The organism is Alteromonas sp. Cnat3-28 (genome assembly GCF_022348265.1).
GTDB lineage: Bacteria > Pseudomonadota > Gammaproteobacteria > Enterobacterales > Alteromonadaceae > Alteromonas > Alteromonas macleodii.
In genome coordinates this window covers 77,585-99,776 of the sequence record NZ_JAKREY010000015.1, presented here as the reverse complement: position 1 = coordinate 99,776, position 22,192 = coordinate 77,585, and the positions used below count along the sequence as shown (strand labels likewise).

Genomic DNA, 22,192 nt, shown 5'->3' with positions numbered 1-22,192 from the left:
AGATAGAGCATTCATGGCTGTTTGGCCTCAGTGATTTTTGGCGATTGATCTGATCACCAAACGTCATGAATGTTCCTATCTTTTTTATCTCGCTGATATCATTATATTATTTGTGGGGATACCTCAGGGTCAGAGTACATTTCTGGGTCGTTATTTTACTGGCGTAAAAAGGCACAGACCGCGTTTGTTAATATCAATAGGGGTTTTGCTGATTAGATAAATGCGGGTGGGGGCAGTTACACGCAAAATTCCGCCTTCGGCATTTAAAAACTGTGAAGGCAAAAGTACAGACGTGTCTTCACTTTCTGAATTGTCGGTCTCGGCTTTCACTGCAAAGTGTGACAAACCGCAGTGATCCAGCCAACCTAATATATTATCTGGCGTTGCCACAAAACTATCGTGCTTCAATACGCTGCTATGTAGCGTAATATTCGCACCGAAGACGGGCTTATTCTCTATCGCCATTTGCGTGTTAGGCTTTAAATGCAGACGGTATAGTCCGTGTGCTTCAGGCACAATGTCATCATTCGCATCTGTATTATTCACTAACGTAAGCATACAAAGTTTCACAGGTTAGTTTGGATGGTTTTATTTTGGTGGACTTACGGCTAGCCTGCGTTGATGTGGATCAACTGCCCTTGGGTTTACGCACTTTGTATAAAAAATTAGGCTTCTTGTGCAACAAGCATCTCACCAAGACGCTGAATAGCTTCGGTGCGTGCAGCCTGCGTACTATCAATGAAATTAAAACGCAGGCAATGTCGATACTTACCTGTTGCCGAAAATAGTTGCCCTGGCGCGACATAAATTCCTTTTTGCTTGGCTTCGTCAGCCAGCGTCACGGAGTCATAACGGCTGTTTAGCTCTACCCAAAGCACATAGCCCCCTTGAGGGTAGCTAATACAGGTGTCGGCGGGAAAGTAACGCTTAATGTCTGAACGTAGTGCGTCTCGTGCACTTAGGTAATGGTGACGCATAGCCCGAATATGTTTGTCATAACCGCCTTGCTCAATGAAACTGGCTATAGCTAATTGGGGTAGAGTAGGGCACATAGAGCTACTGACATATTTAACGTGGAGCACTTTGTTTCTATAGCTTCCCGGCGCTATCCAACCCACGCGAAAACCAGGCGCTAGCGTTTTTGAAAACGAGGAGCACAGTAAAACACGCCCATCTTTATCGAACGATTTAATGGTTTTTGGACGAGGGTAGGCGTAGGCAATATCGCCGTAAATATCATCTTCAATAATGGCTACATCGTACTCTCTGGCCAATTCATATAGCGCTTTCTTTTTCGCCTCAGGCATAACAAATCCTTGAGGGTTATTTACCGTTGGGGCGACTAAAATGGCCTTGATCGGCCATTGATCAAGCGCTAGCTTTAATGCCTCTAAACTCAGTCCTGTTTCAGAGTCGGTGGGGATCTCTAACGCTTTTAATTCAGCGCCTTTTATAGCTTGCATAGCACCGTAGAATCCGGGGGATTCTACCGCTATCACATCGCCGGCGCTCGCCACTGCGCGAAGGCACACAGATAAGGCTTCCTGGCAGCCAGAAGTTACAATGAATTCGTCGCTTTGCAACACACAGCCAGATGCTGCGGCCAATCGGCTTAGCTGTTTTCGCAGAGTTTCATCACCTTTTACGTCACCGTATATCATGCCGTCCAAGGCTCGATGTTTGGTGAGTTCATGCAGGCGTTTTATAAGCGGTTTAAGGGTTTTGGCAGTCATGTTGGGCATGGCATGCTGAAACTGGCACAGGGTTTTAGCGTCATGATCTTTATTGAAGATATTCAGCAAAGTGTCTAGCACATCTTCCCATTGAGACACATCCATAGGGCGTTGCGGAGGCTTCGTCATGCTAGGGGTGTTATCTATTAAGATACTACAGGCGACAAAATAACCTGATTTAGGTTTTGCCTCTACCAGTTGCTGCGCTTCTAACACTCGATATGCTTCCTGCACGGTAGCTATACTTACTTTATGCTCCGTTGACAGCTGCCTAACCGAAGGTAACTTGTTCCCCACCTCAAAAACACCACGCTCGATTTGGGCTTTAAGTTCATTGGCTAATGTTTCGTAAAGCGTCATCGCAATATTTATTCTTATGAAGTTATCTGCATACAGATAACTATATCTTAATTGACAGGAGCTTTTAACCATACAGATTGGTGAAATAACTACCATACAGACGTTACCATGACTAAACTGTATGGCTGTTTTCAAGCGTATTTGGGTATGATGCATACAAAAATATGATTGTATTGTGTTGGTGAAAAACAAGCGTTTTGTTAACCGACCCCTTTCTTTTAAAAAAACGCATTGCTCACCTCAACACATAAGGACTGTCATGGAAACATCTTTACTCATCGCGCTTGCGACATTCGCGATCATCAGTACGGTAACGCCTGGCCCTAATAATATGATGCTATTGGCTTCTGGGGCACAATACGGTTATAAACGTTCGCTGCCGCACATGCTGGGTATTGTAATTGGTGTTGCAGGTCTAATGATAAGCACACTGCTCGGCATTGGTGCGCTGTTCAACATATTTCCCGTACTGTACATTGTGCTAAAAGTACTTGGCGTGGCATACCTGTTATGGTTAGCATTTAAAATTGCCACTGGCCCCGTAGATGAGCCAGTAGGCCTAGTAGAAAACAAAATTAAGTCGACCAAACGCCAAGGGCCGCTCAAGTGGTGGGAAGGGGCATTATTTCAGTTAATTAACCCTAAAGCATGGATGATGGCGTTAGCCAGCGTAGGCACGTTTTCACTGCCTGGCGAGCACTACACCCAATCTGGTATTGCGATTGTTACCGCTTTTGCCGTGATTGGTTTTCCAAGCATCTCGCTTTGGGCAGCGGTAGGCGCAAAAATACGCGTGTGGTTGAGTTCGCCAACTCGAAGACGGCAGTTTAACCTTACAATGGGCGCGGCCACAGCAGCCACGTTATTTTTGATAGTGTAACGGTTATATTAACTGGACGCTGGCCTTTTGGGTGTAAACCGATTGGCTTGTGTCTTTTAAAAAACTGATAAAGGGAACACGTAAAATGGAGTGGGTCGAAGTCTTTATTCAATACTTAAGAGCCTATGAACAAAAGGACCTAGACAGTGTTTCCGATATGTTTGCGGATGACATTGCATTAAGGGACTGGAAAATTTCTGTAAAAGGTAAACGGTTAGCCGTTGATGAAACACGTAAGAACTTTGAGAATGCTGACTCGATAGAAATAGATGTGCTGTCTACTATGGTAAACGAGAAGATGGTGTCTGGTGAGCTCAAAATTGTGGTGGATAAGTCTGAAACACTGTTCGTTGTTGATGTCTTGAAATTTAATGAAAACGGTAAAATCATAGCTATTCATGCTTATCTAGGACGCGACGATTAAATCTAGCGCAAACAATATAAATACAAGGAGCAGGTCTTCATGGAATTGAACCAAGTCACGTTACCCGTTACTAATATGGTCGAAGCGGTGGAATTTTACCTTACACTTGGGTTTACTCAAATTGTAGATACACCGCATTATGCCAGATTCACCTGTCCTGAAGGCTCGTCCACTTTTTCGCTCTCTTTAGAAAGCGAAAGTGCTCAAAATCACAGTGTGATCTATTTTGAACACGAGGCGCTAGAAGAGTTGTATACCTCTCTTGTGGAAAAAGGTATTCGTTTTGAGCAGCCGCCAACGCAGCAGCGCTACCTTTGGAAAGAGGCCATTTTAAGAGATCCATCTGGCAACAAAATAAAGCTGTACTGGGCAGGAGAGAATAGAGTGAACCCGCCTTGGAAAGTTGAAATAAAGCAGTAGCCATTTAGATAAACTTCAAGAAAAACCGAGATAACCAGTGACAGACTCCCAAACTAGCGTGCACTTTCGCTTAACAAAATTAGATGCCATGCAGGCGTATACGCTAAAACGAGAAATTGAAGGCGCTTACTTTAGTAAGCGTGAAGAATTCGTAGATGAAAAAGGCTCAGGTGCGTTCATTGGCATGGTGCCTTTAAAAGAAAGCCTGTTTGACGAACTCAACGATTACGTTATTCGCCAGCAAATTCAATATGATGACTGCGATATTTATGTTGAATCAAAAATTGCTAACGGTGATATTGCCGTGCCAAGGGTGGTAAACAAATTGCTCAAATACATCGACTGCAAGCTGACTTTCGCTTTTGCGAAGTAGTTTCAATTGAGGTGCGCTACTTAAGCGTGAACCGCCAAGGCAAGGTTGTGTCATCCCGTGCACCTAGCTTACCGGTTTGATCGTCTTTTGCGTAGTCTATGCCGATGCGAGGCGAACTAGTGATATGTTTACTAGCAATGGCATGGTTACTTTCCTCAATCCAAATCAAAGTGTTATTCACTACAGGCTCACCATTAAGCGCAGGTGTTATCGCAAGAGCTTGTGTCAGCTTAGCTGGACCGTCACATAGATTACGCAATGATGTGTTCACGCCGCGACGTTCACGCATTTTGTCTACACCTTCTGTAGGCTTAATTTTTCGGATCAGAACTGAATCAGTGTGGTCAGCGTCATTGGCAACAATATTCAATATACAGTGAGAACCATAAATGGTGTAGATGTAAGCAACGCCGCCTTGCTTTTTAAGTGTTGATATCGAAGAAGGGCGCCGCAACAGGTGTTTTTCCATGGCAAGATCCTGATGACCACGGTAGGCTTCCGTTTCTGTTATCGTTCCCCCGGTTAGTACGCCGTCGACATTACTAAACAGGACGTTACCAATGAGCGCCTTTGCTATATTGACGACATCGCTATCAGTGAAAAAAGAACGCTGCATTTTTCGTTTAGGTTTACTAATCAACAAATTAAGACGACTTCGTAATTTCGCTGTGAGATTTTAGCACTTTGCTACCGTCGTCCTGTTCAATGAGATATGCTGGGTCGCTGTCGCTAGCCTCTCGTTTTACTGACGAACCCTTAATCGTGCGCTCTACATCATTGGTAAATTTTTCTCTGATATTTCCCGTTGCACTACCGTTTCCCCATTCCCATTCTAATTCTGTGTTTACCGCATAATGTTTCATGATTATTCCCTAAGCCACTAAATCAACTATTAACTTAAGTTGTTTAACGAAAAGAATAAGACCTGAGTTCAAAAAGGGGGAAAATAAGGATGGTAAAAAAGTACAGAAAGTTTGAAACCCTAGGGCCTGTTGACCTTTGTTGTACATTTTTGCAGCGGTCTGTGTGCCATCTAGACAAGGCGGATGTTTGACGGTTTAGTGGTTCTAAATCGAAAACATTCAACGCAGTATAGATGGCACAAAGGCGCTGCCCGAAGGGGTCGTTATGGAAGCCTTTTACTCTTTGTCACAGTCCTTTAACTTAGCTCGCTAGGCTTGCAGGACTGTTTCGCGATTAAAAGGCTTCCATTTAGACCAAAATTCGTACACCAAAGGTCAACAGGCCCTAGGAAAGGGTTTCAATTTGTTTTTGTTTGGGTAGTTGTTTTTGCGTAGCTGAACTCCCGGCGGTAGCAATAACGACTAAAGCCACTGCAAACCATTGTGAAAGCGTGAGGGTTTCATCAATAATGATGAACGCCGCTATGGCTGCAACGGCAGGCTCAACACTCATCATAATGCTGAAGGTTTGCTTAGGCATATTGCGCATTGCACTCATTTCTAACGTATACGGGATAGCCGACGAGAATACGCCTACAGCGAACCCGATGAAAATAGCTTGTGGCGAGAGTAAGGCGATACCTTGACTTGCAACGCCAATAGGCACTACACAGATAGCAGCCACTAGCATGCCTAATGTTACCGTAACACCGCCAGAACCTTCGTTGCCTGTTTTGTTTCCAAATACGATATAACCGGCCCAAAACGCTCCGGCTGTAAGGGCAAGAATAACGCCGACGGGATCTAAGCTCTCGGCCGACGCGCCGCCAATATCGGGAAGCAGCAAACAAACGCCTGCAACGGCTAAAATAGCCCAAGCAAAGTCTCGCTTTTTTCTGGCACTAAAAAATGCCACAGCCAATGGCCCGGTGAACTCAAGCGCAACACCTATGCCAAGGGGAATACGCTCAATCGCAAGATAGAAGATGATATTCATTGCGCCTAAGCAAGCGCCGTAGAAAATAACGTTACGCCATCCTTTCGCGCTCAAGCGCGCTCTCCAAGGCCTAAAAATTATTGTTAACACCAACGCGGCGAAAAACGCACGAAGAGCACTGGTGCCTTCAGGGCCGACGATAGGAAAGAGTTGCTTCGCAAACGATGCACCAGACTGTATGGTTACCATCGCCAGAAGCACTGCGACTATGGCAAGTAAAAAACGTTGATTCACAATATATTGCAACCTGGATGAGACAAAACCGGATTATATTTGTTCTAAAACTGAAATGCTCGTTGATAAGGGAAAGTATTGAAAATTAAAAGGTGATAACAGCTAGTTTCATTATTTTAAACCAATGAGCCTTTTACTTTGCAGTTAAAATACACATGAAAAGTAAGTGAAATAACCAAGATCTGAATGGTGGGCAAAGCACAAGCGTGTATCATGATTATCTCGCACAAATAAATGGAATAAAGACATGGAAATGCGACAACTCTCTTCACCGATAAATATTAAAGGCTTTTCGGTGATTACCAATAATCACACTGAATTCTCACCACTGGGAAAGATACCCACACTTTGGCAAAGGTTTGATAATTCGATAGCTGTTGACTATAAAGGCGGCGAGCGAGTGTATGGCGTGTATTTCAACTACGAATCCGATCATTCCGGTGACTTTTCCGTGTTGGCTGGGTTTGACGGTGACTCAGTGCCAGAACATTTAAAGGTTGAGCACATCACTATTCCCGCAGGAAAGTATCTCGTTTTTTCGCGACAAGGTGAAATGCCGCAAATTGCCATTGATGCATGGAGCGATATTTGGCGCTATTTCACAGAAGGAGGTGCCGAGTATGAAAGGACGTTTTCAATAGACTTCGAGCACTATGTGAATGGCAACCATATAGACGTTTATATAGCGATAAAATGAGGTCATGTTAACTTTATAATAATAAAACGGCGCTAATAAGCGCCGTTTTTATCATTGCTCAATATTACGTAAATTACATTTTGTACGCTACGGTAACGTAACCGAAGCGGCCAATGTTGTCGTACGCGCCGTCTATTGAACCCGTGCCTGTCGTGCCTGTCGGTAGCGCACGGTTAAACAGGTTATCAATACCCACGGTTAGGCTAACACCGTTAGCAAAGTTGTAACCCGCGGTCACGTCAGTCACAGCGTATGAAGGCAGTTCCATACGGTTGCTCGGATTTGGGTTACGCGCTAACTCTTGGTTGTCGTAAAGGCTTGAACGTTCTAGGTAGCGAGTTTTCCAGCTTGCTTCCCAATCACCACGGCTATAGTTGATGGTGAATACACCCTGCCAATCAGATTCACCTGCCGTACCTGCGTACTGATAGAATACTTCAGGGTTATCTTGGAATGGGAATTCTTTGCGGTCTTTAAGGTAAGTCGCAATCAAGCTAGTACGGAATGCGCCTTCTAGCGCGTCGAAATCATATCCTAGTTCGAAGTCGATACCCTTGGCTTCTTGACCCGCGATGTTCAATGCATAGCTACGAATCTGAGTGATTTCACCGGTAGTTCCATCACGGTCGATAAGGCCACAGTATACGTTGTTAATACCCGACTCAGAGTCAACACAGCGGTCCAAAATTGTTTGGCCGTCAATAGACGAAATTGCGTCTGTCAGCTCGATTTCCCAGTAGTCAACAGTAGCGGTAAAGCCTTCAAACCAGCTAGGAGTATAGACAACACCTAGTGTTTTAGAGATTGAGCTCTCCGCTTGCAAGTCAATGTTTCCACCGTTTACGCCTTCTAGCGTTGCTGAGTCGTAATCAGAGTTGAAATCTGCAGGGATACCTAACGCTGCACAGTTTGCAATGCGTTGGTCGGCGTTGGCTAAGTCAGCAAGGTTGTCTGTACGACATGGATCGTCTACGCGGAAGAAGGTTTGGCTTGCTTCACCATAAAGTTCACCGATGTTCGGCGCGCGTAGTGCAGATGATTTTGTCGCACGTAGACGTAAATCTTCATACACTTTCCAATCTAGACCAAGCTTCCAGCTTTTCGCGTTGCCAATCGAAGAGTAGTTGGCAATCCGCGCCGCAGTATCAAATGTCAGCATTTCTACGCCAGGGAGATCGGCAAGTAGTGGAATAGTAACTTCAGTAAATACTTCTGATACATCGTAATCGCCTTTATCTTCACCTAGAGTGTTGAAAAAGGTACCCGCTGCATTATCAGGTTCTTCAATTTCGCTTTTTTCTTTGCGATATTCAACACCGGCTGCAAAGCCAACGTATCCTGCAGGTAATTCATAAATACCAGAGTTTGCGATGGTTGCGCCAGCGTTGTATTGTTCAATTTTGCTTGTGCCAACTGATGTAGTATTGACGTAGTCAATTGCTTCTTGTGAAGGCTGACCAAAGCCCATAATGTTCAGCGGTACACAGCCGTCATCACTACCTGACGCACAAACAATGTTTCCATCGCCGTCAGTTATTGCGTTAAGTGCATTCTCGAAGTTTTGCAAAACAAGGTTGTTGCGGTTCTCACGCTCTAATTCAGTTTTGCCGTAGTTAACAAATGCCTCGTAGCTCCACTCGTCACCAATGTAGCCTTCGATACCTAGCACGTAGCGATAAGTTTCACGCTCGTCTGCTTCGGTGCGGCGCCCTAGGTCAGTCATCATGCGGTTAAGCTGAATGCTGTCTAGTTCGTTTTCATCCATGTATGCGGCAACGCTATCATCTAGAAAGGCATTGTTACGATAAATGGTTGTCTCTGAGCCGCCATAGAAGAAAGCAGGCTGGCCCATTGTAATTGCACGAGTACGCGCGTACTTAGCCTGTGCATACACTGTGGTGTCGTCGTTTAGCTCGTAGTTACCTTTTACATTTAGGTTAGTACGATCAAACTCAGGCTGAAGCTGCGTAAACTGGCGCAGGTTAAACGAATCACAGTTTGCGCAGAACGCACCGTCTACTTGGTCACCGGTGTAGATTTCGCGAATTGAACCGTCAGCGTTGAAAGTCTGAGAGTTGCCGCCAAAAACGCCAGAGTTGTTTAGTGTGTAGTAGCCCGCATTAGCAGTGTAAAAGTTGTCAGGAAATGCCGTTGAATTTAACTGGTCATCACTGCGCTCGTATCCCATGATGCTTTCAAAGCTCATATTACGATACGACGTTGCAGTCCAAGGATTGTCAAGGGCCTCTAAAGCTTCTTGTGAGCTGTATTCGGCTGCAAAAGCAATGTTGCCGCGATCATTGTCGAAGTTAAAGCCGTATGATGCTTGGTATTTATCGTTCTTATAACCGTTTTCCTGTGCAAAGCCTTGCGTCGCACTCACGTCGAAACCTTCAATGTCCTTTTTAAGAATGAAGTTAACAACACCAGTTACTGCATCTGCACCATAAACCGCAGAAGCACCGCCAGTAACGATTTCTACGCGCTCAATCCATGAAGTAGGGATGGTGTTGGTATCAACCGCTGCAGAACCAGCTGAAGAAGATACGTGACGTTTACCGTCTACCAATACTAATGTGCGGTCAGTACCCATACCACGTAGGTCAAGAATATTTAGACCAGCAGTTCCAATAAATTGACCTGAATTACCTAATGAGAATGTGTTTGCAAGTGAAGGAAGCTCATTAAGCACCTCACCAATGTTCATCGCACCTGAATTAAGAAGTGACTCACCAGAAATGGCTGTTACTGGTGATGGAGCGATAGCGCCCTGACGAGAGATACGAGAACCGGTGACCTGAATTTTTTCAACGTCAGCGCTTTCATTTGTTGAGTCCTGTGCAAGAACGTTGCCTGAGGTCAACGCGACACTTCCAGCTAATGCTAACTGAACTGCAGTTGCAATATTTTTCATGGATTGTTCCTAGTGAATTAGATTTACGTGCTTGTTGTTGGTTAACGCCCCGTAAATAGGCAAGGGCTAGCCAAATTGCATGCGTAGTTTTTACTTATGTTGCAATGGCGCGCATTCTAATTATCTAGTATTAAATAAATCAATTTTTTGCGGTGAATTAAATTCTAGCTATGAAAGAGTTAACTTAATTTTAAAGAGTTTATAAATAGTAGGTTTAATTAATATTTTTAAGTTTTGTATTAATAATGTTCAACAATTGTTTTTATAATGACCATGTGGTCGAAAAGTGTCTTTTTAGAGCACTTAATAAGCGGTTTTCGTCTTGTTTTTCATTTGCTTGTTTAATTTTGAGTTAGAAGGTTTTTGCTCGTATATTGCACTAACTGAGTAAATTTAAACCGTGTATACTAAAGTTTCTTTTTTTAACGTGAATAATAGTTGTTTTGTCGCTGTTTTAAATCAAGTAATTGATAATGTTGCTCATAAGTTAAATATTCGTTACTTCTCCATGTGTTATATTTTCTCTCTTATTTCTTAATGATGTTTTTAATTATCCTTAATTCTGTGGAAATTATAAATAATGTAAGGGAGTTAACCTTAAATAAGGTCGAATAGATGAGACTAACGCTGATACTGTTTTGAACCGCTAGAAATAAAAAAGCCCACGTTGATGTGGGCTTTAGTGTGCTTTTAAAAATGCTCTTGTTTAACAAAAGTTTTGAGGCGTATTAAGCACTGAGCTTCTGAGCTAATTCCTGTCTTACTATTTCAGCACCTGCGCTGAGCGCTTCAAGCTTGCCACGAGCAACCTGTCGAGAAAGGGGGGCCATACCACAGTTTGTACAAGGGTAGAGTTTGTCGGCATCCACGTACTTTAATGCTTCACGTAATGTAGCTGCTACTTCTTCTGGTGTCTCTATTGTGTCAGTTGCAACATCAATAGCGCCCACCATCACTTTTTTGCCTTTAAGAAGCGAGATTAGTTCAATGGGTACATGAGAGTTATGGCACTCCAGCGAGACCATATCGATATTAGATTTTGCTAGCTTAGGAAAGCTTTCTTCATATTGTCGCCACTCAGAGCCCAATGTCTTCTTCCAGTCGGTATTGGCTTTGATGCCATATCCGTAGCAAATGTGCACTGCAGTTTCGCATTTAAGCCCTTCAATGGCTCTTTCTAATGCGGCAATACCCCATTCATTGACTTCATCGAAAAATACGTTAAACGAAGGTTCATCAAACTGGATAATGTCAACACCAGCAGCCTCAAGCTCCTTCGCCTCTTGGTTTAGTATTTTGGCAAACTCCCATGCAAGTTTTTCGCGACTTTTATAATGGTCGTCGTACAGCGTATCAACCATTGTCATAGGGCCAGGTAATGCCCATTTTATGGGCTGATCGGTTTGGCTCCTTAAGAACTTTGCGTCTTCAACGAACACTGATTTTGGCCGTGTAACCGCTTGGGTAACGACAGGTACGCTAGCGTCGTAGCGATTGCGAATACGTACGGTTTTACGGTTTTCAAAATCAACACCGTCAAGGTGCTCAATAAAGGTAGTTACAAAATGCTGACGGGTTTGCTCACCGTCACACACAATATCGATGCCTGATACGGTCTGTTCCTGAAGGGTAACGCGAAGCGCGTCTTTTTTGCCTTCCTCTAATGCTTCACCTTCTAGCTTCCACGGCGACCACAGGGTTTCAGGCTGTGCAAGCCACGATGGTTTTGGAAGACTGCCTGCAATAGAGGTGGGGAGTAGTTTTGTCATGTGATTCGCTTTCTTCTAATCAATAATTCGTATGGATGCGTGATGGGCAGTACGTGCTGCCCTTATCATAGTTTCACTGTCGCAACGTGTGCGGTTTGAATATCGCAAGTATCTAAATGAACTTATCAGGCGTAGCTTGCTGTGAATTGCGCTAACTTGTGTTGATAAGGCTTTATAAAGTTTTCTTCTACGAACTTGCCTTGTTCAACGGCTAGATGAGTCCGCTCTTCACGGTCATAAACAATGCGAGTCACTGAGTGATCGCTATTTTTCAAGTTTGGTTTGAAGCTTAAACCTGCCTGAGCGTTAGCGTTATAAATCTCAGGACGATAAATTTTTTGGAAGGTCTCCATCGTAGCAATAGTGCTGATAAGCTCTAAATTGGTGTAGTCATTTAGCAAGTCACCAAAGAAATAAAACGCAAAAGGAGCCGCACTATTTGGAGGCATGAAATAGCGCACATTTAAGCCCATCTTTTTAAAATACTGTTCAGTTAATGACGATTCATTAGGCTGATATTCCACACCTAATACAGGATGCTGGTTTTCTGTTCTGCGGTAGGTTTTATTATCAGAAACGCTTAAACAAATGACCGGCAGTTTTGAAAAATGTGATTTATAGGCTTCTGAATTAACGAAGCACTTAAACAGTTTTCCGTGCAGATCACCAAAATCGGTAGGGACGCTGAACGACGACTGGCCACGATTGTGATTAGATAGACGAACGCTAAAGTCATAATCGCGAACATAAGACGAGAAGTTGTTTCCCACTATACCTTGGGTACGTTTACCCGTTTTTTTGTCAATTATATTGGTTTGTAAGATTTCGATAGTTGGGAATGTGTTGCCGTTACCCTCTACATCGATATCTACCGAAACGATTTCAAGTTCAACTGCATAGCGATTGCCATTTTCATTATCCCAGCTCGCCAATGCATTAAAGCGGTTATTGATCATGCTCAGTGCATCGCGCAAATTTTCTTTGCGGCGTTCTCCGCGGGCTAAATTAGCGAAATTAGTGGTGATGCGTGTGTTATCTGAAGGGCGATAATCTTCATTAAACTGAACGCTGTTTATAGTAAAAGAGAAATCTGTGTTCACGTTGTTGTTCATGAGAATGCGCTTCTATTCCTAAAGTTAAACCGAGTAGTGAGAATGCTGTAAAGCTATGAACACGTTATACGTTGATTTAACTATGAATAAAAATGACTTATTTTCATTTTATCATGAAATATAGTCATGCATTGGGCGGGCGAAGAGCTAATCGCTTACTATTGAGGCGGTAGATCTTTACTTGAATTTGAGGTTTGCCACGAAATGTACAAATCATGCGTGTCTGATAAAACGTAATCATCACCGCCTCAGTGACCAGTTTTTGTATGTGGCGGTCTGTCCGCCACTAATGATTGCGTAACGCATCAATTAATTCGTCTTTGCTCATGTTAGAGCGACCTTCAATGCCGACTTCCTTGGCCTTTTGATACAGTTCCTCTTTAGTGCGATCCTCGTACTTTTTGCCTTTTCCACCATCTTTAGAAGGCGTTTGTTCGCTATTGGCTTGCGCATTGGCAATGCGCGCCGACTTCTCTTTGCTATAGCCTTCCTCGCGAAGGGCTTCGTAAGTGTCGTCGTTTTTAATTTGGTTGCCGTGGTCCTTAGCCATGTTTAACTCCTGTTTTGCATACTGAGTAATCGATTAATGTTTCGCCGTAATTCTTACTTTGTATTTATATAGATGGATTACACAGTCGTTTAAAAGGCAGGCTTCAAGTGCGAAGAACCAATAGCGAGAGAGTGCTGCGCCTTTAACATCAGAAAAAATGTCATTCATCGCAAACGCCGAAAACGACAAAATAACGCTGCACCGTAATGTAACGACTTAACGCGTTAAAACTTCTTATGTTGTCAATTTTAGTGCGCCACATGCACGTAAAAAGTGCATTTATGTCAATGGTTTACGTTTTTCATGCTATTGCGCGTTCAAAATTAAGCCTTTAGTCTAAAGTGAATATAGACGGAAGGCAGAGCGAAATATGAATAAAAATGAACAACAGAGCACCGTGAATTCTTCACGCCGTAGTTGGTTAAAGTCAGTGGGATTAGGTGCAGGAGCAGTAGCGCTAACGACCAGCGTTGACAGTATTATGGGCGACCTTCGTGCCGCAGGTATGCAAACTGAACACTTCCCGTCTGCTACCCCCAATGTAAACGATGGTCTTATTCGCTTATCGTCAAATGAAAACGCCTTTGGGCCGTCAAAAAAAGCCGCAAAGGCAATGCAAAGCGAGCTTTTAAACCTAGCGCGTTATACCGACGCTACGGTTGAAGTGTTAGCGCAAAAAATTGCTGAGCAAGAAGGCGTATCTGCTGAGCAAATCGTAATTACGAATGGATCTTCACCTATTCTTTTTGGCTATGCGGACTGGATCACCAAAAACGGCAATAAGCTGGTAACGTCTATGGCAACCTACGAAGGCGTACCACGGGGCGCTGAGTTTATGGGGGCAGACGTGACCTACGTGCCGTTAGCCAATGATATGACTTTTGATCTAGATGCAATTGAAGCAGCAGTAACCGAAGATACGACTGCTGTGTACGTATGTAATCCAAATAATCCGACAGGGAGCATGGTAGATGCGGCGAAGCTTACCGCTTTTGCAAAACGCGTATCGAAAAAAGCACAGGTTTTCATCGATGAAGCCTACATTGAAATGTCTGATGCTTACCCCGCTAATGTGCAATCAAAGTTAGTAGCTGAAGGGTACAATGTGGTGATTTGTCGCACTTTCTCTAAAATTCACGCCATGGCGGGCCAGCGTCTAGGTTACGCCATCATGCCTGCTGAGCAAGCTAAAACAATGGGCGGTATGCTGCGCATGGGTGGTGTGAACTACTTAGCATTAGTAGCGGGTATGGCGAGTATGGATGACCATGAGAACTTAGACACGATGCGCTCACGCATTAAAACTGAGCGTGAAAAGTTAGTGAAAGTAGCCAAAGAGTTAAAGCAGCGGTTTGCGCCAAATCCACAAGGGAATTTTATTTACATAGATACGGGCATGCCGCACGATAAATTTTCAGAAAAGATGAAAGCTCAAGGCATAAAGGTTGTAGGGCGCACATGGCCTGGGTACGACTCCTGGTCACGTATTAGTGTAGGGACACCTGAAGAAACTGACGCGTGCGTTAAAGCATTAAAAGCGGTACTCGCTTAAAAAACAACAATAACACCTAGCGCAGAGAGAAAAGGCTGAACGCAATTTGGGTTCAGCCTTCGTTTTTTGAATGGCTACTTCTCGATAGTAAACGTTAAGCCTGCTTTATCTTCTAAACGGCTGATAAGCTTGTTACCGAGTGCTGCCGCAGGTGTAAAGAAACCACCAGATAAACTAACGTCTTTGCACAAGCAAAGGGCAGATTCTGAAATCATTTTACTGGTAGAGCCGTAGCCTGGATCCTTGTCGCCTTTTACCGATACGGCAAGCATGTCTCCATTTTTAGCTGTGCCCACAAACATCACATCGTAAAAGCCATTTTCGCGCTCTTCTTTGCTCGGACCTTCACCTGGTTTAGGGCCATCATCACTTGCAAGCGACTTATCTTTGGCAACGTGATTCGCCATGGCTTCACCTTTCTCACCTGGACCAGTCATCATCATTTCATCATATTGAAAGTTCTTGCCGTAGCTATATCCGCCCAGGTAGTTCGTGCGATGAACGTTTTTAGTATTGATGGCCGCCATAATAAATGGTGCAACCCATGTGCCTAACTGCTCATCGAAGTAAGGTTTATTGCCATCGGGCTGTGGCTGATTTGACGCGCCATCGGTTAATGAGTGCGGGTTAATAAGTGCCGCCATGACAGACTTATCTTTGTGCGCAGCCGCCATGGTCGCTTTTAAACTTGCAGCCGTACCGCCAGAGAACGTGCCCTGCATTTTACGAACGCGACCTTTTACATATTCAATGACATCGCCAGTTTGCTTTTTGGCATGTTCTTGAAGGTAGTACACACCAAGGTCAAAAGGCACAGAGTCAAAGCCACACGAGAACACAATGTTTGCGCCGGTTTCTTTAGCTTTCGCTTCGTATTTATTGATCATTTGGTGCATCCAGGCTGGCTCACCGCAAAGATCTGTATAGCCGGTGCCGTTATCGACACATGCAGAAAGTAACTTTTCACCGTAAATTTGATACGGACCAACAGTGGTAAGTACAACGGCTGTGCGCTTCGTCAACGCATTTAGCGCGTCATCATCATCACCATCGGCTACAATGCTAGCAACGCTTTCACTAATGCCTAGCTTCTTTTTTACGCCGTTGAGTTTAGCTTCGTTTCGGCCTGCGACCGCCCACTTAACGTTGTCATCGCTGCCATACTGAGCCTGAAAATATTCAGCTACTAACTTACCCGTAAAACCTGTAGCACCGAAAATAACTACATCAAATTCCCGTTCGTTACTCATTGTTTTGTCCTGTTTTATCTCGTTTCGACACGTGTCATCAATATGCGTTACTCAATATACGCACAAGCACCCATATCTATCATTTTTTTCGGTAATATTTGTCTATTCACGAAATTAAATGGTGAGCATAAAAAAGCGTTAGCTTAATGATTCTACAAACTCAGCAAGCCGTGAAAGCCCTTCCTCCAAGCGTTCAATGCTAGTGGCGAAAGACAGTCTTACGTAATGGTTGGCATTGTGCTCACCAAAATCATTACCCGGCGTAAGCGCTACGTGATGTTGTGAAAGTAGGGCATCACAAAATTCAATTGCACTTAGCCCTGTGTGCTTAATATTGATGTAGGCGTAAAACGCACCGTCAGGCTTTGCATCTAAACCAAGCCTCATATTTTCAAGTGCACTAAAAACAAGGGAAGCACGCTTTTCCAGCGTATGGCGGTTTTGCTCGCATTGCGCCAATGCTTCTGGTTTAAAGCACGCAAGAGCGGCTTTTTGCGATAGGGTAGAGGGGCAAATAAACAAATTCTGCGCGAGTTTTTCAACGATGGGCGTCATTGCTTCAGGTACCACACACCAGCCAAGACGCCAGCCGGTCATGCCAAAATATTTGGAAAAACTGTTTATTACGACCACTGTTTCTTCAAGCTGTGCATTGGCAAGTACGGTTTGAAGTTTGGTATCAGTGCCCAAGGTCGATTGGGAAGCGAATGTATCATTGCGTACATCAAGATCAGCCGAAAGCGATAGATCCAAGTAAATTTCGTCAACAATTAAAAAGCCACCTTTGGATTTGCAGTACTCGCCAATTTTAGTCAACTCTTCTGCATCTATAACCGTACCAGTAGGATTGGCAGGTGTGGCAATAAGTACGCCTTTCGTGTTGTGCTTCCAATTATCGGCAACACTTGTTGCGGTTAGCTGAAAGTTATCCTCACTGCGTGTTGGTACCAGCGTTACCTCTGCGCCAAATGCGTTTAAAAAACGTCGGTTACAAGGGTAAGACGGGTCGCCCAATATCACGTTGTCGCCTGGTTCAACCAAGGCAGCACTTGCCAAAAGTAAAGCGCCAGAAGCCCCAGCGGTCACGACCACTCTAGAAGGGCTTAACGCTACGCCATGTTTAACTTCATAAAAGCGTGCAACGGCTTCACGTAGTTCAGCCATGCCCAGCGCCGAGGTATAGGGAAAAACTGGGGCATTTAAGCTTTCTTTCATTGCGGCAAGAACTGCTGCGGGTGCGCCGAAATCAGGCTCGCCTAAATTAAGTCTTATAACATCTTTACCTTGCTGTTCTAGTGCCGTGGCTTTTTCGCCATAGGCCATAGCAAGAAACGGAGAGATCGCTGTAGCGCGAGAGGCAAACTTCAAAATAAAACCCTTATTAGTAGTGCCAATTCAAACTGTACCGCAATTAGGGATCACTCTTGGTTATGATTCAAGGGAATTCTTCGAGAAGTACAATTAACTCGCTGACTTACTTCATAGCTAACTATTTAAACGAACAAACTTTTCGGCCAACTCGTCTAGTGATTCTTTATTGTGCGGGTCAGGCTTAACAACATCTATTGGGCATACCGCTGCGCAAGTAGGCGCATCGTAATGCCCCACGCATTCTGTACAGCGTAACGGGTCTATTTCATACACTTTATTACCCATGCTTATAGCGGCATTAGGGCATTCGGGTTCGCACATGTCGCAGTTAATGCAGCTATCAAGAATAAGCAGTGCCATGCATTATGCCTCGCTCGCGTTTTCGGGTGTTACTGCACTAGGAGCTTTTCGAAACGGATTGCGGGTATCAACGCCTTCATCTAAATTTCGCAGCAGTAGGGCAAAGTTTAGAGACACATCGCTGGGTATCGGTATTCTTACTTGGTGTCCTGAACCCTTAGCATCCGTAATAGAATGGTTTCTCTTATCCAGCATCTCATTTAGAGTAAAGGTAATGTTGCCGCTTGGCGTCATCAACTCAAGCGAGTCACCTACACAGAATTTGTTTTTAACGTTTATAATTGCATAGCCAGACTCTTCACAACGGTCAATCACTTCACCAACAAATTGCTGTTTATCGCTGACTGAGTGGCCATACTCATAGTTCTGATACGCGTGGTGCGCATGGCGACGCAAGAAACCCTCGGTATAACCTCGATGAGCTAAAGTATCCAAGCTTCCCATTAATGTACTATCAAAAGGCTTTCCTGCTACAGCGTCGTCAATTGCTTTTCTATAGACTTGAGCGGTTCGGGCACAGTAGTAATGTGATTTAGTGCGGCCTTCTATTTTTAAACTATGCACGCCCATTTGGGTTAACCTGCCAACATGTTGCACGGCACGCAAATCTTTAGAATTCATAATATAGGTGCCATGTTCGTCTTCAAAAGCTGGCATCAGTTCTCCAGGCTTTTCCTTTTCTTCTAACATAAACACTTTGGGGCTTGGCGTGCCTTCACCAAGGGTAGGAATTACCACTTGAGGTGCTGTAACTGCCTTATTAATCTCATTGGTTAGAACGATGTCGCCAGTTTCGTTTTCCTCGCCTGCCTTAACATCGTAAGACCATCGACAAGCATTGGTACAAGTGCCCTGATTCGGATCGCGTTTATTCATATATCCAGACAATAAGCAGCGCCCCGAATACGCCATACAAAGCGCGCCATGCACAAACACTTCCAATTCCATGTCTGGAACATGCTCGCGAATAGTTTCAATTTCTTCCAAAGAGAGCTCTCGGGACAAAATAACGCGCTCTATGCCTTGTTTCTGCCAAAACTTCACCGTGGCGTAGTTCACCGCATTGGCCTGTACACTCAAGTGAATAGGCATTTCAGGAAAGGCGTCGCGCACCATCATAATAAGCCCTGGGTCTGACATAATTAACGCATCGGGCTTCATAGCAATTACTGGTGAAATATCTTTAAGGTAGGTACCTAGCTTACTGTTGTGCGGAGCAATGTTGCTTACTACATAGAACTTTTTACCTAAAGCATGTGCTTCTTCTATGCCTATCGCTAAGTTCTCAAGGCTGAATTCGTTGTTTCTTACGCGAAGCGAGTAGCGTGGCTGCCCAGCATAAACAGCATCAGCGCCATAGGCGAAAGCGTAGCGCATATTGCGTAAGCTACCCGCAGGTGCAAGCAATTCTGGCGCGATTAACGTTTGTTTTGGCAATGTTGAAACTGAGTCTTCACGTAGGTTAGAAGAGCTGCGATTAGGTGATAATTTTGAAGTCATAGATAAAAACCGCTACTAGACGCTTTAAACAAGGCGGCGGATTTTATAAGCCGTAAAATACCTCTACAACTCAAACAAAGCTTGGTGTTGACCAAGATCAAATAATTTGTTGTCGCTTGTGTTTTTGAATGTTTAAACGGCAATTGAGCAGAGTCAATGCCAGCTGTTTTCTTCCATATAGTTGCGTTTTTAGTGCATTACCTTCGGTAGGAAAAACCAAGCCTGTTCACAGCTAAATAACAAGCAAAAAAAGCGCATTAAACGATGAACTACCATGGGCAAAACCCACCACATAGGGTAGGCTAGAAATTCACAATAATAAGGACTAACTGCATGCTGCAATTGAACATTTTTCATAAAGCGGCACGACAAGTAAAAGCATCGGGCAAATCGGCCATTGCGATTACGGTATTATTTGTCGTGTCTACGTCTTCCGCATTGGCTGCGCTGCCAAGCATTGGTGAATTCACCAGCAATATGACCAAAAAAGATGGTTTAATTCCTGTTTACTATGACGATGAAAGTGACAAAGTTTACTTGGCGGTGCCAACAGACCACGCCGAATACCTGTTTCAAAGTAGTTTGCCGTATGGCGTAGGGTCTAACGACATTGGCCTTGATCGCGGCCAGCTAGGCAATACGCGTTTAGTAAGCTTTGGAAAATTTGGAAACAAGGTTTTATTAAAGCAGCACAACACCAAATATCGAGCAGCTCACGGCAGCGACGCTGAGAAACAGAGCATTGATGAAGCCTTTGCTGATTCGGTTATTGCAGGTTTTACGCTGGTAGCCAAAAACGACCGTGCCAGTCTAATAGATTACACACCGTTCTTATTAAGCGATATTCACGGCATTGGCAATCGCTTAGCGGGAACTAACCAAGGCAGTTTTAGCGTAGATAACATGCGAAGCGGCGTGTATTTACCTAAAACCAAAGGCTTTGAAAAGAATACTGAATTAGAGGCTTTAGTCACCTTTGCAGGTAAGAAGCCAGGCGAATACATGCAGCAAGTTACGCCCGACCCAGAAAGCTTGTCGGTGCATTTGCATCATTCGTTTGTGGCACTGCCCGACGACAATTACACGCCCAGAGAGTACCACCCGTACTCGGGCTACTGGAAATTCAGTTACTTTGATTATTCAACGCCTATCAGCGAGCCTACTGAACAGCGTTTTATTACCCGCCATCGTTTAAATAAGAAAACCCCGCATGCTGCAATGAGCGAAGCAGTCGAGCCTATTGTGTATTACCTAGATCCTGGTATTCCAGAACCCGTAATGACCGCGCTTAAAGAAGGGGCGAGCTGGTGGAATCAAGCCTATGAAGCCGCAGGCTACAAAGACGCGTTTCAGGTGAAAGTATTGCCCGAAGGTGCCGACCCAATGGACGTGCGCTATAACGTAATCAACTGGGTACATCGCGCAACGCGCGGTTGGTCTTATGGTTCGTCGGTTGTCGACCCGCGCACTGGTGAAATTATCAAAGGTCACGTTACGCTCGGCTCATTGCGTGTAAGACAAGATTATTTAATTGCCCTTGGCCTAACCAGTCCTTTTAAGGACGGCAGCACCGACACCACTGCACAGCAAGAAATGGCTTTAGACCGCATTAGGCAGCTTTCAGCCCACGAAGTAGGGCACACATTGGGTATAGCCCACAACTTTGCGGCAAGTGAAAATAACCGTGCGTCGGTAATGGATTATCCTCATCCCAAAATTAGTATTAGAAACGGCAAAATTAGCTTGGAAGGTGCGTATGATAAAGGCATAGGCGCATGGGATATTCACGCCGTAGCGTATGGCTATCAAGATTTTGCCAGCGACGTAGAGGCAACCGAAGCCTTGGCAAAAATTATCGTAAAAGGCCGTAATGAGGGTTTAAGTTTTAAGTCAGATCCCGATACCCGCAGTAGTCGCCATGCATCGGCAAACGGCCATATGTGGGAAAACGGTAGCAATCCGCTAGATGCTTTCGATGAAATTTCACAAGTACGCGAACTGGCGTTAGCCAATTTAGGTTTAGACACCTTAAGCCCAAATAGCAGTTTATCCTCGCTTGAAAATGCTTTAGTGCCTATTTACTTACTCCACCGTTATCAGTTAGAAGCCGTTGCAAAGCAAGTCGGCGGCTTAGTGTATGAATACGAACGCAAAGGTGACTATACCAAAGCACAGGGCCAACAGTTTGTAGCGCCTGCAGTGCAGCAACGCGCTATGCAGCAGTTAATTACAGCTACTACCGCTGACTACCTGACGATACCTGAATCGGTACTCGCCCTTATTCCACCGACAGCGTATGGCGACGATATTACTCGCGAGCACTTTAAGGGCAAAATGGGGTTAATGTTAGACCCTGTTTCTGCCGCCGCTTCTGCATCTAACTTTGCGTTTGAATTACTATTGCACCCAGAGCGCTTAAACCGCTTAGAGTGGCAGACAAGAAGCACTAATGACAGACGCAAAAAAGTAGGCGTTTCTATGCTGGTGAAGCAAATACTTAACGTTCACTGGTATAAAAATAAGTCACAAAGCCCACTAGCAAAACGCTTACAGTTAGTGGCGTTAAATGCAGTGATGAAAGCAGTAACTAACGATAAGTTGGCGCCTGAAGTAAGAATGGAAGCCGAACTTGCTCTGCTTGAATTTAGCGAATGGTTAGACGACAAAGCAGACGACAATCAGTATGAAATACTGAAAGAACAGTTCGATAATTATTGGGCTAGTAAGGCATGGCCAAGTACCTTTGAAGTAGAGCCGCTACCGCCAGGTTCGCCTATTTAAGGAAGCTGATAAT

At 44.3% G+C, this 22,192-nt stretch carries 20 protein-coding genes; 7 read left to right on the top strand and 13 right to left on the bottom strand.

From position 1 onward, the window contains the following. Positions 1–150: 150 nt before the first annotated feature. Both MHM87_RS15125 and MHM87_RS15120 read right to left on the bottom strand, forming a co-directional pair. Positions 151–558, bottom strand: a complete 408-nt coding sequence (locus MHM87_RS15125; RefSeq protein ID WP_239259939.1) for a hypothetical protein — start codon at positions 556–558, stop codon at positions 151–153. Positions 559–665: 107 nt separating this feature from the next. After that, a complete protein-coding gene (locus tag MHM87_RS15120; RefSeq protein ID WP_239259937.1) occupies positions 666–2,093 on the bottom strand; it encodes a PLP-dependent aminotransferase family protein in 1,428 nt (475 codons plus the stop codon). Between the two features lie 259 nt (positions 2,094–2,352). Between MHM87_RS15120 and MHM87_RS15115 the strand changes: the two genes are divergently transcribed. The 4 genes from MHM87_RS15115 to MHM87_RS15100 all read left to right on the top strand — a co-directional run bounded on the left by MHM87_RS15115 (position 2,353) and on the right by MHM87_RS15100 (position 4,190). Next, positions 2,353–2,973, top strand: coding sequence for a LysE family translocator (locus tag MHM87_RS15115; RefSeq protein WP_239259935.1), 621 nt, complete (start codon positions 2,353–2,355; stop codon positions 2,971–2,973). Positions 2,974–3,058: 85 nt separating this feature from the next. Further along, entirely contained in the window at positions 3,059–3,397 is a 339-nt protein-coding gene (locus MHM87_RS15110) for a nuclear transport factor 2 family protein (protein ID WP_039225393.1), read from the top strand. Positions 3,398–3,436: 39 nt separating this feature from the next. Next, a complete protein-coding gene (locus tag MHM87_RS15105) occupies positions 3,437–3,817 on the top strand; it encodes a VOC family protein (RefSeq protein ID WP_014976792.1) in 381 nt (126 codons plus the stop codon). Between the two features lie 37 nt (positions 3,818–3,854). Continuing rightward, entirely contained in the window at positions 3,855–4,190 is a 336-nt protein-coding gene (locus MHM87_RS15100) for a hypothetical protein (RefSeq protein WP_014979563.1), read from the top strand. Positions 4,191–4,206: 16 nt separating this feature from the next. Here the strand turns inward: MHM87_RS15100 and MHM87_RS15095 are convergent, their stop codons facing one another. The 3 genes from MHM87_RS15095 to MHM87_RS15085 form a co-directional block, all read right to left on the bottom strand. Continuing rightward, complete coding sequence (locus tag MHM87_RS15095) at positions 4,207–4,806, bottom strand: DNA-3-methyladenine glycosylase (RefSeq protein WP_239259933.1); 600 nt, start codon at positions 4,804–4,806, stop codon at positions 4,207–4,209. A gap of 28 nt (positions 4,807–4,834) precedes the next feature. Then, a complete protein-coding gene (locus MHM87_RS15090; RefSeq protein WP_239259930.1) occupies positions 4,835–5,053 on the bottom strand; it encodes a DUF2945 domain-containing protein in 219 nt (72 codons plus the stop codon). A gap of 385 nt (positions 5,054–5,438) precedes the next feature. Then, on the bottom strand, positions 5,439–6,323 hold the full coding sequence (locus tag MHM87_RS15085) for a DMT family transporter (RefSeq protein ID WP_171338728.1): 885 nt from the start codon (positions 6,321–6,323) through the stop codon (positions 5,439–5,441). Positions 6,324–6,570: 247 nt separating this feature from the next. Here MHM87_RS15085 and MHM87_RS15080 point away from each other — a divergent pair, with 247 nt between their 5' ends. Continuing rightward, positions 6,571–7,020 carry an effector binding domain-containing protein gene (locus MHM87_RS15080; protein ID WP_239259928.1) on the top strand — a complete coding sequence of 150 codons (450 nt, stop codon included), beginning with the start codon at positions 6,571–6,573 and terminating at the stop codon, positions 7,018–7,020. A gap of 73 nt (positions 7,021–7,093) precedes the next feature. Here the strand turns inward: MHM87_RS15080 and MHM87_RS15075 are convergent, their stop codons facing one another. From MHM87_RS15075 to MHM87_RS15060, 4 genes are all read right to left on the bottom strand, one after another. Next, a complete protein-coding gene (locus MHM87_RS15075; RefSeq protein ID WP_239259926.1) occupies positions 7,094–9,934 on the bottom strand; it encodes a TonB-dependent receptor in 2,841 nt (946 codons plus the stop codon). 728 nt (positions 9,935–10,662) lie between these two features. Then, positions 10,663–11,703 carry a methionine synthase gene (locus tag MHM87_RS15070; protein ID WP_239259924.1) on the bottom strand — a complete coding sequence of 347 codons (1,041 nt, stop codon included), beginning with the start codon at positions 11,701–11,703 and terminating at the stop codon, positions 10,663–10,665. A 125-nt stretch (positions 11,704–11,828) separates the two neighbouring features. After that, entirely contained in the window at positions 11,829–12,803 is a 975-nt protein-coding gene (locus MHM87_RS15065) for a DUF1852 domain-containing protein (protein ID WP_239259947.1), read from the bottom strand. A 298-nt stretch (positions 12,804–13,101) separates the two neighbouring features. Further along, complete coding sequence (locus MHM87_RS15060; RefSeq protein WP_014949788.1) at positions 13,102–13,365, bottom strand: Rho termination factor N-terminal domain-containing protein; 264 nt, start codon at positions 13,363–13,365, stop codon at positions 13,102–13,104. Between the two features lie 370 nt (positions 13,366–13,735). On the opposite strand from MHM87_RS15060, the gene MHM87_RS15055 reads away from it, so the two are divergent. Then, complete coding sequence (locus MHM87_RS15055) at positions 13,736–14,917, top strand: histidinol-phosphate transaminase (protein ID WP_239259922.1); 1,182 nt, start codon at positions 13,736–13,738, stop codon at positions 14,915–14,917. A 74-nt stretch (positions 14,918–14,991) separates the two neighbouring features. Here MHM87_RS15055 and MHM87_RS15050 read toward each other — a convergent pair whose 3' ends face one another. From MHM87_RS15050 to yegQ, 4 genes are all read right to left on the bottom strand, one after another. Continuing rightward, positions 14,992–16,167 (bottom strand): saccharopine dehydrogenase NADP-binding domain-containing protein, encoded by a 1,176-nt coding sequence (locus tag MHM87_RS15050; protein WP_239259920.1) that lies wholly within the window; start codon positions 16,165–16,167, stop codon positions 14,992–14,994. A gap of 138 nt (positions 16,168–16,305) precedes the next feature. Further along, on the bottom strand, positions 16,306–17,535 hold the full coding sequence (locus MHM87_RS15045; protein ID WP_239259918.1) for an aminotransferase class I/II-fold pyridoxal phosphate-dependent enzyme: 1,230 nt from the start codon (positions 17,533–17,535) through the stop codon (positions 16,306–16,308). Between the two features lie 117 nt (positions 17,536–17,652). Then, positions 17,653–17,898, bottom strand: coding sequence for a YfhL family 4Fe-4S dicluster ferredoxin (locus MHM87_RS15040; protein ID WP_014949784.1), 246 nt, complete (start codon positions 17,896–17,898; stop codon positions 17,653–17,655). A 3-nt stretch (positions 17,899–17,901) separates the two neighbouring features. Beyond that, entirely contained in the window at positions 17,902–19,398 is a 1,497-nt protein-coding gene (gene yegQ, locus MHM87_RS15035; protein ID WP_275443744.1) for a tRNA 5-hydroxyuridine modification protein YegQ, read from the bottom strand. A gap of 333 nt (positions 19,399–19,731) precedes the next feature. Between yegQ and MHM87_RS15030 the strand changes: the two genes are divergently transcribed. After that, a complete protein-coding gene (locus MHM87_RS15030; RefSeq protein WP_239259916.1) occupies positions 19,732–22,179 on the top strand; it encodes a zinc-dependent metalloprotease in 2,448 nt (815 codons plus the stop codon). Positions 22,180–22,192 lie beyond the last annotated feature (13 nt).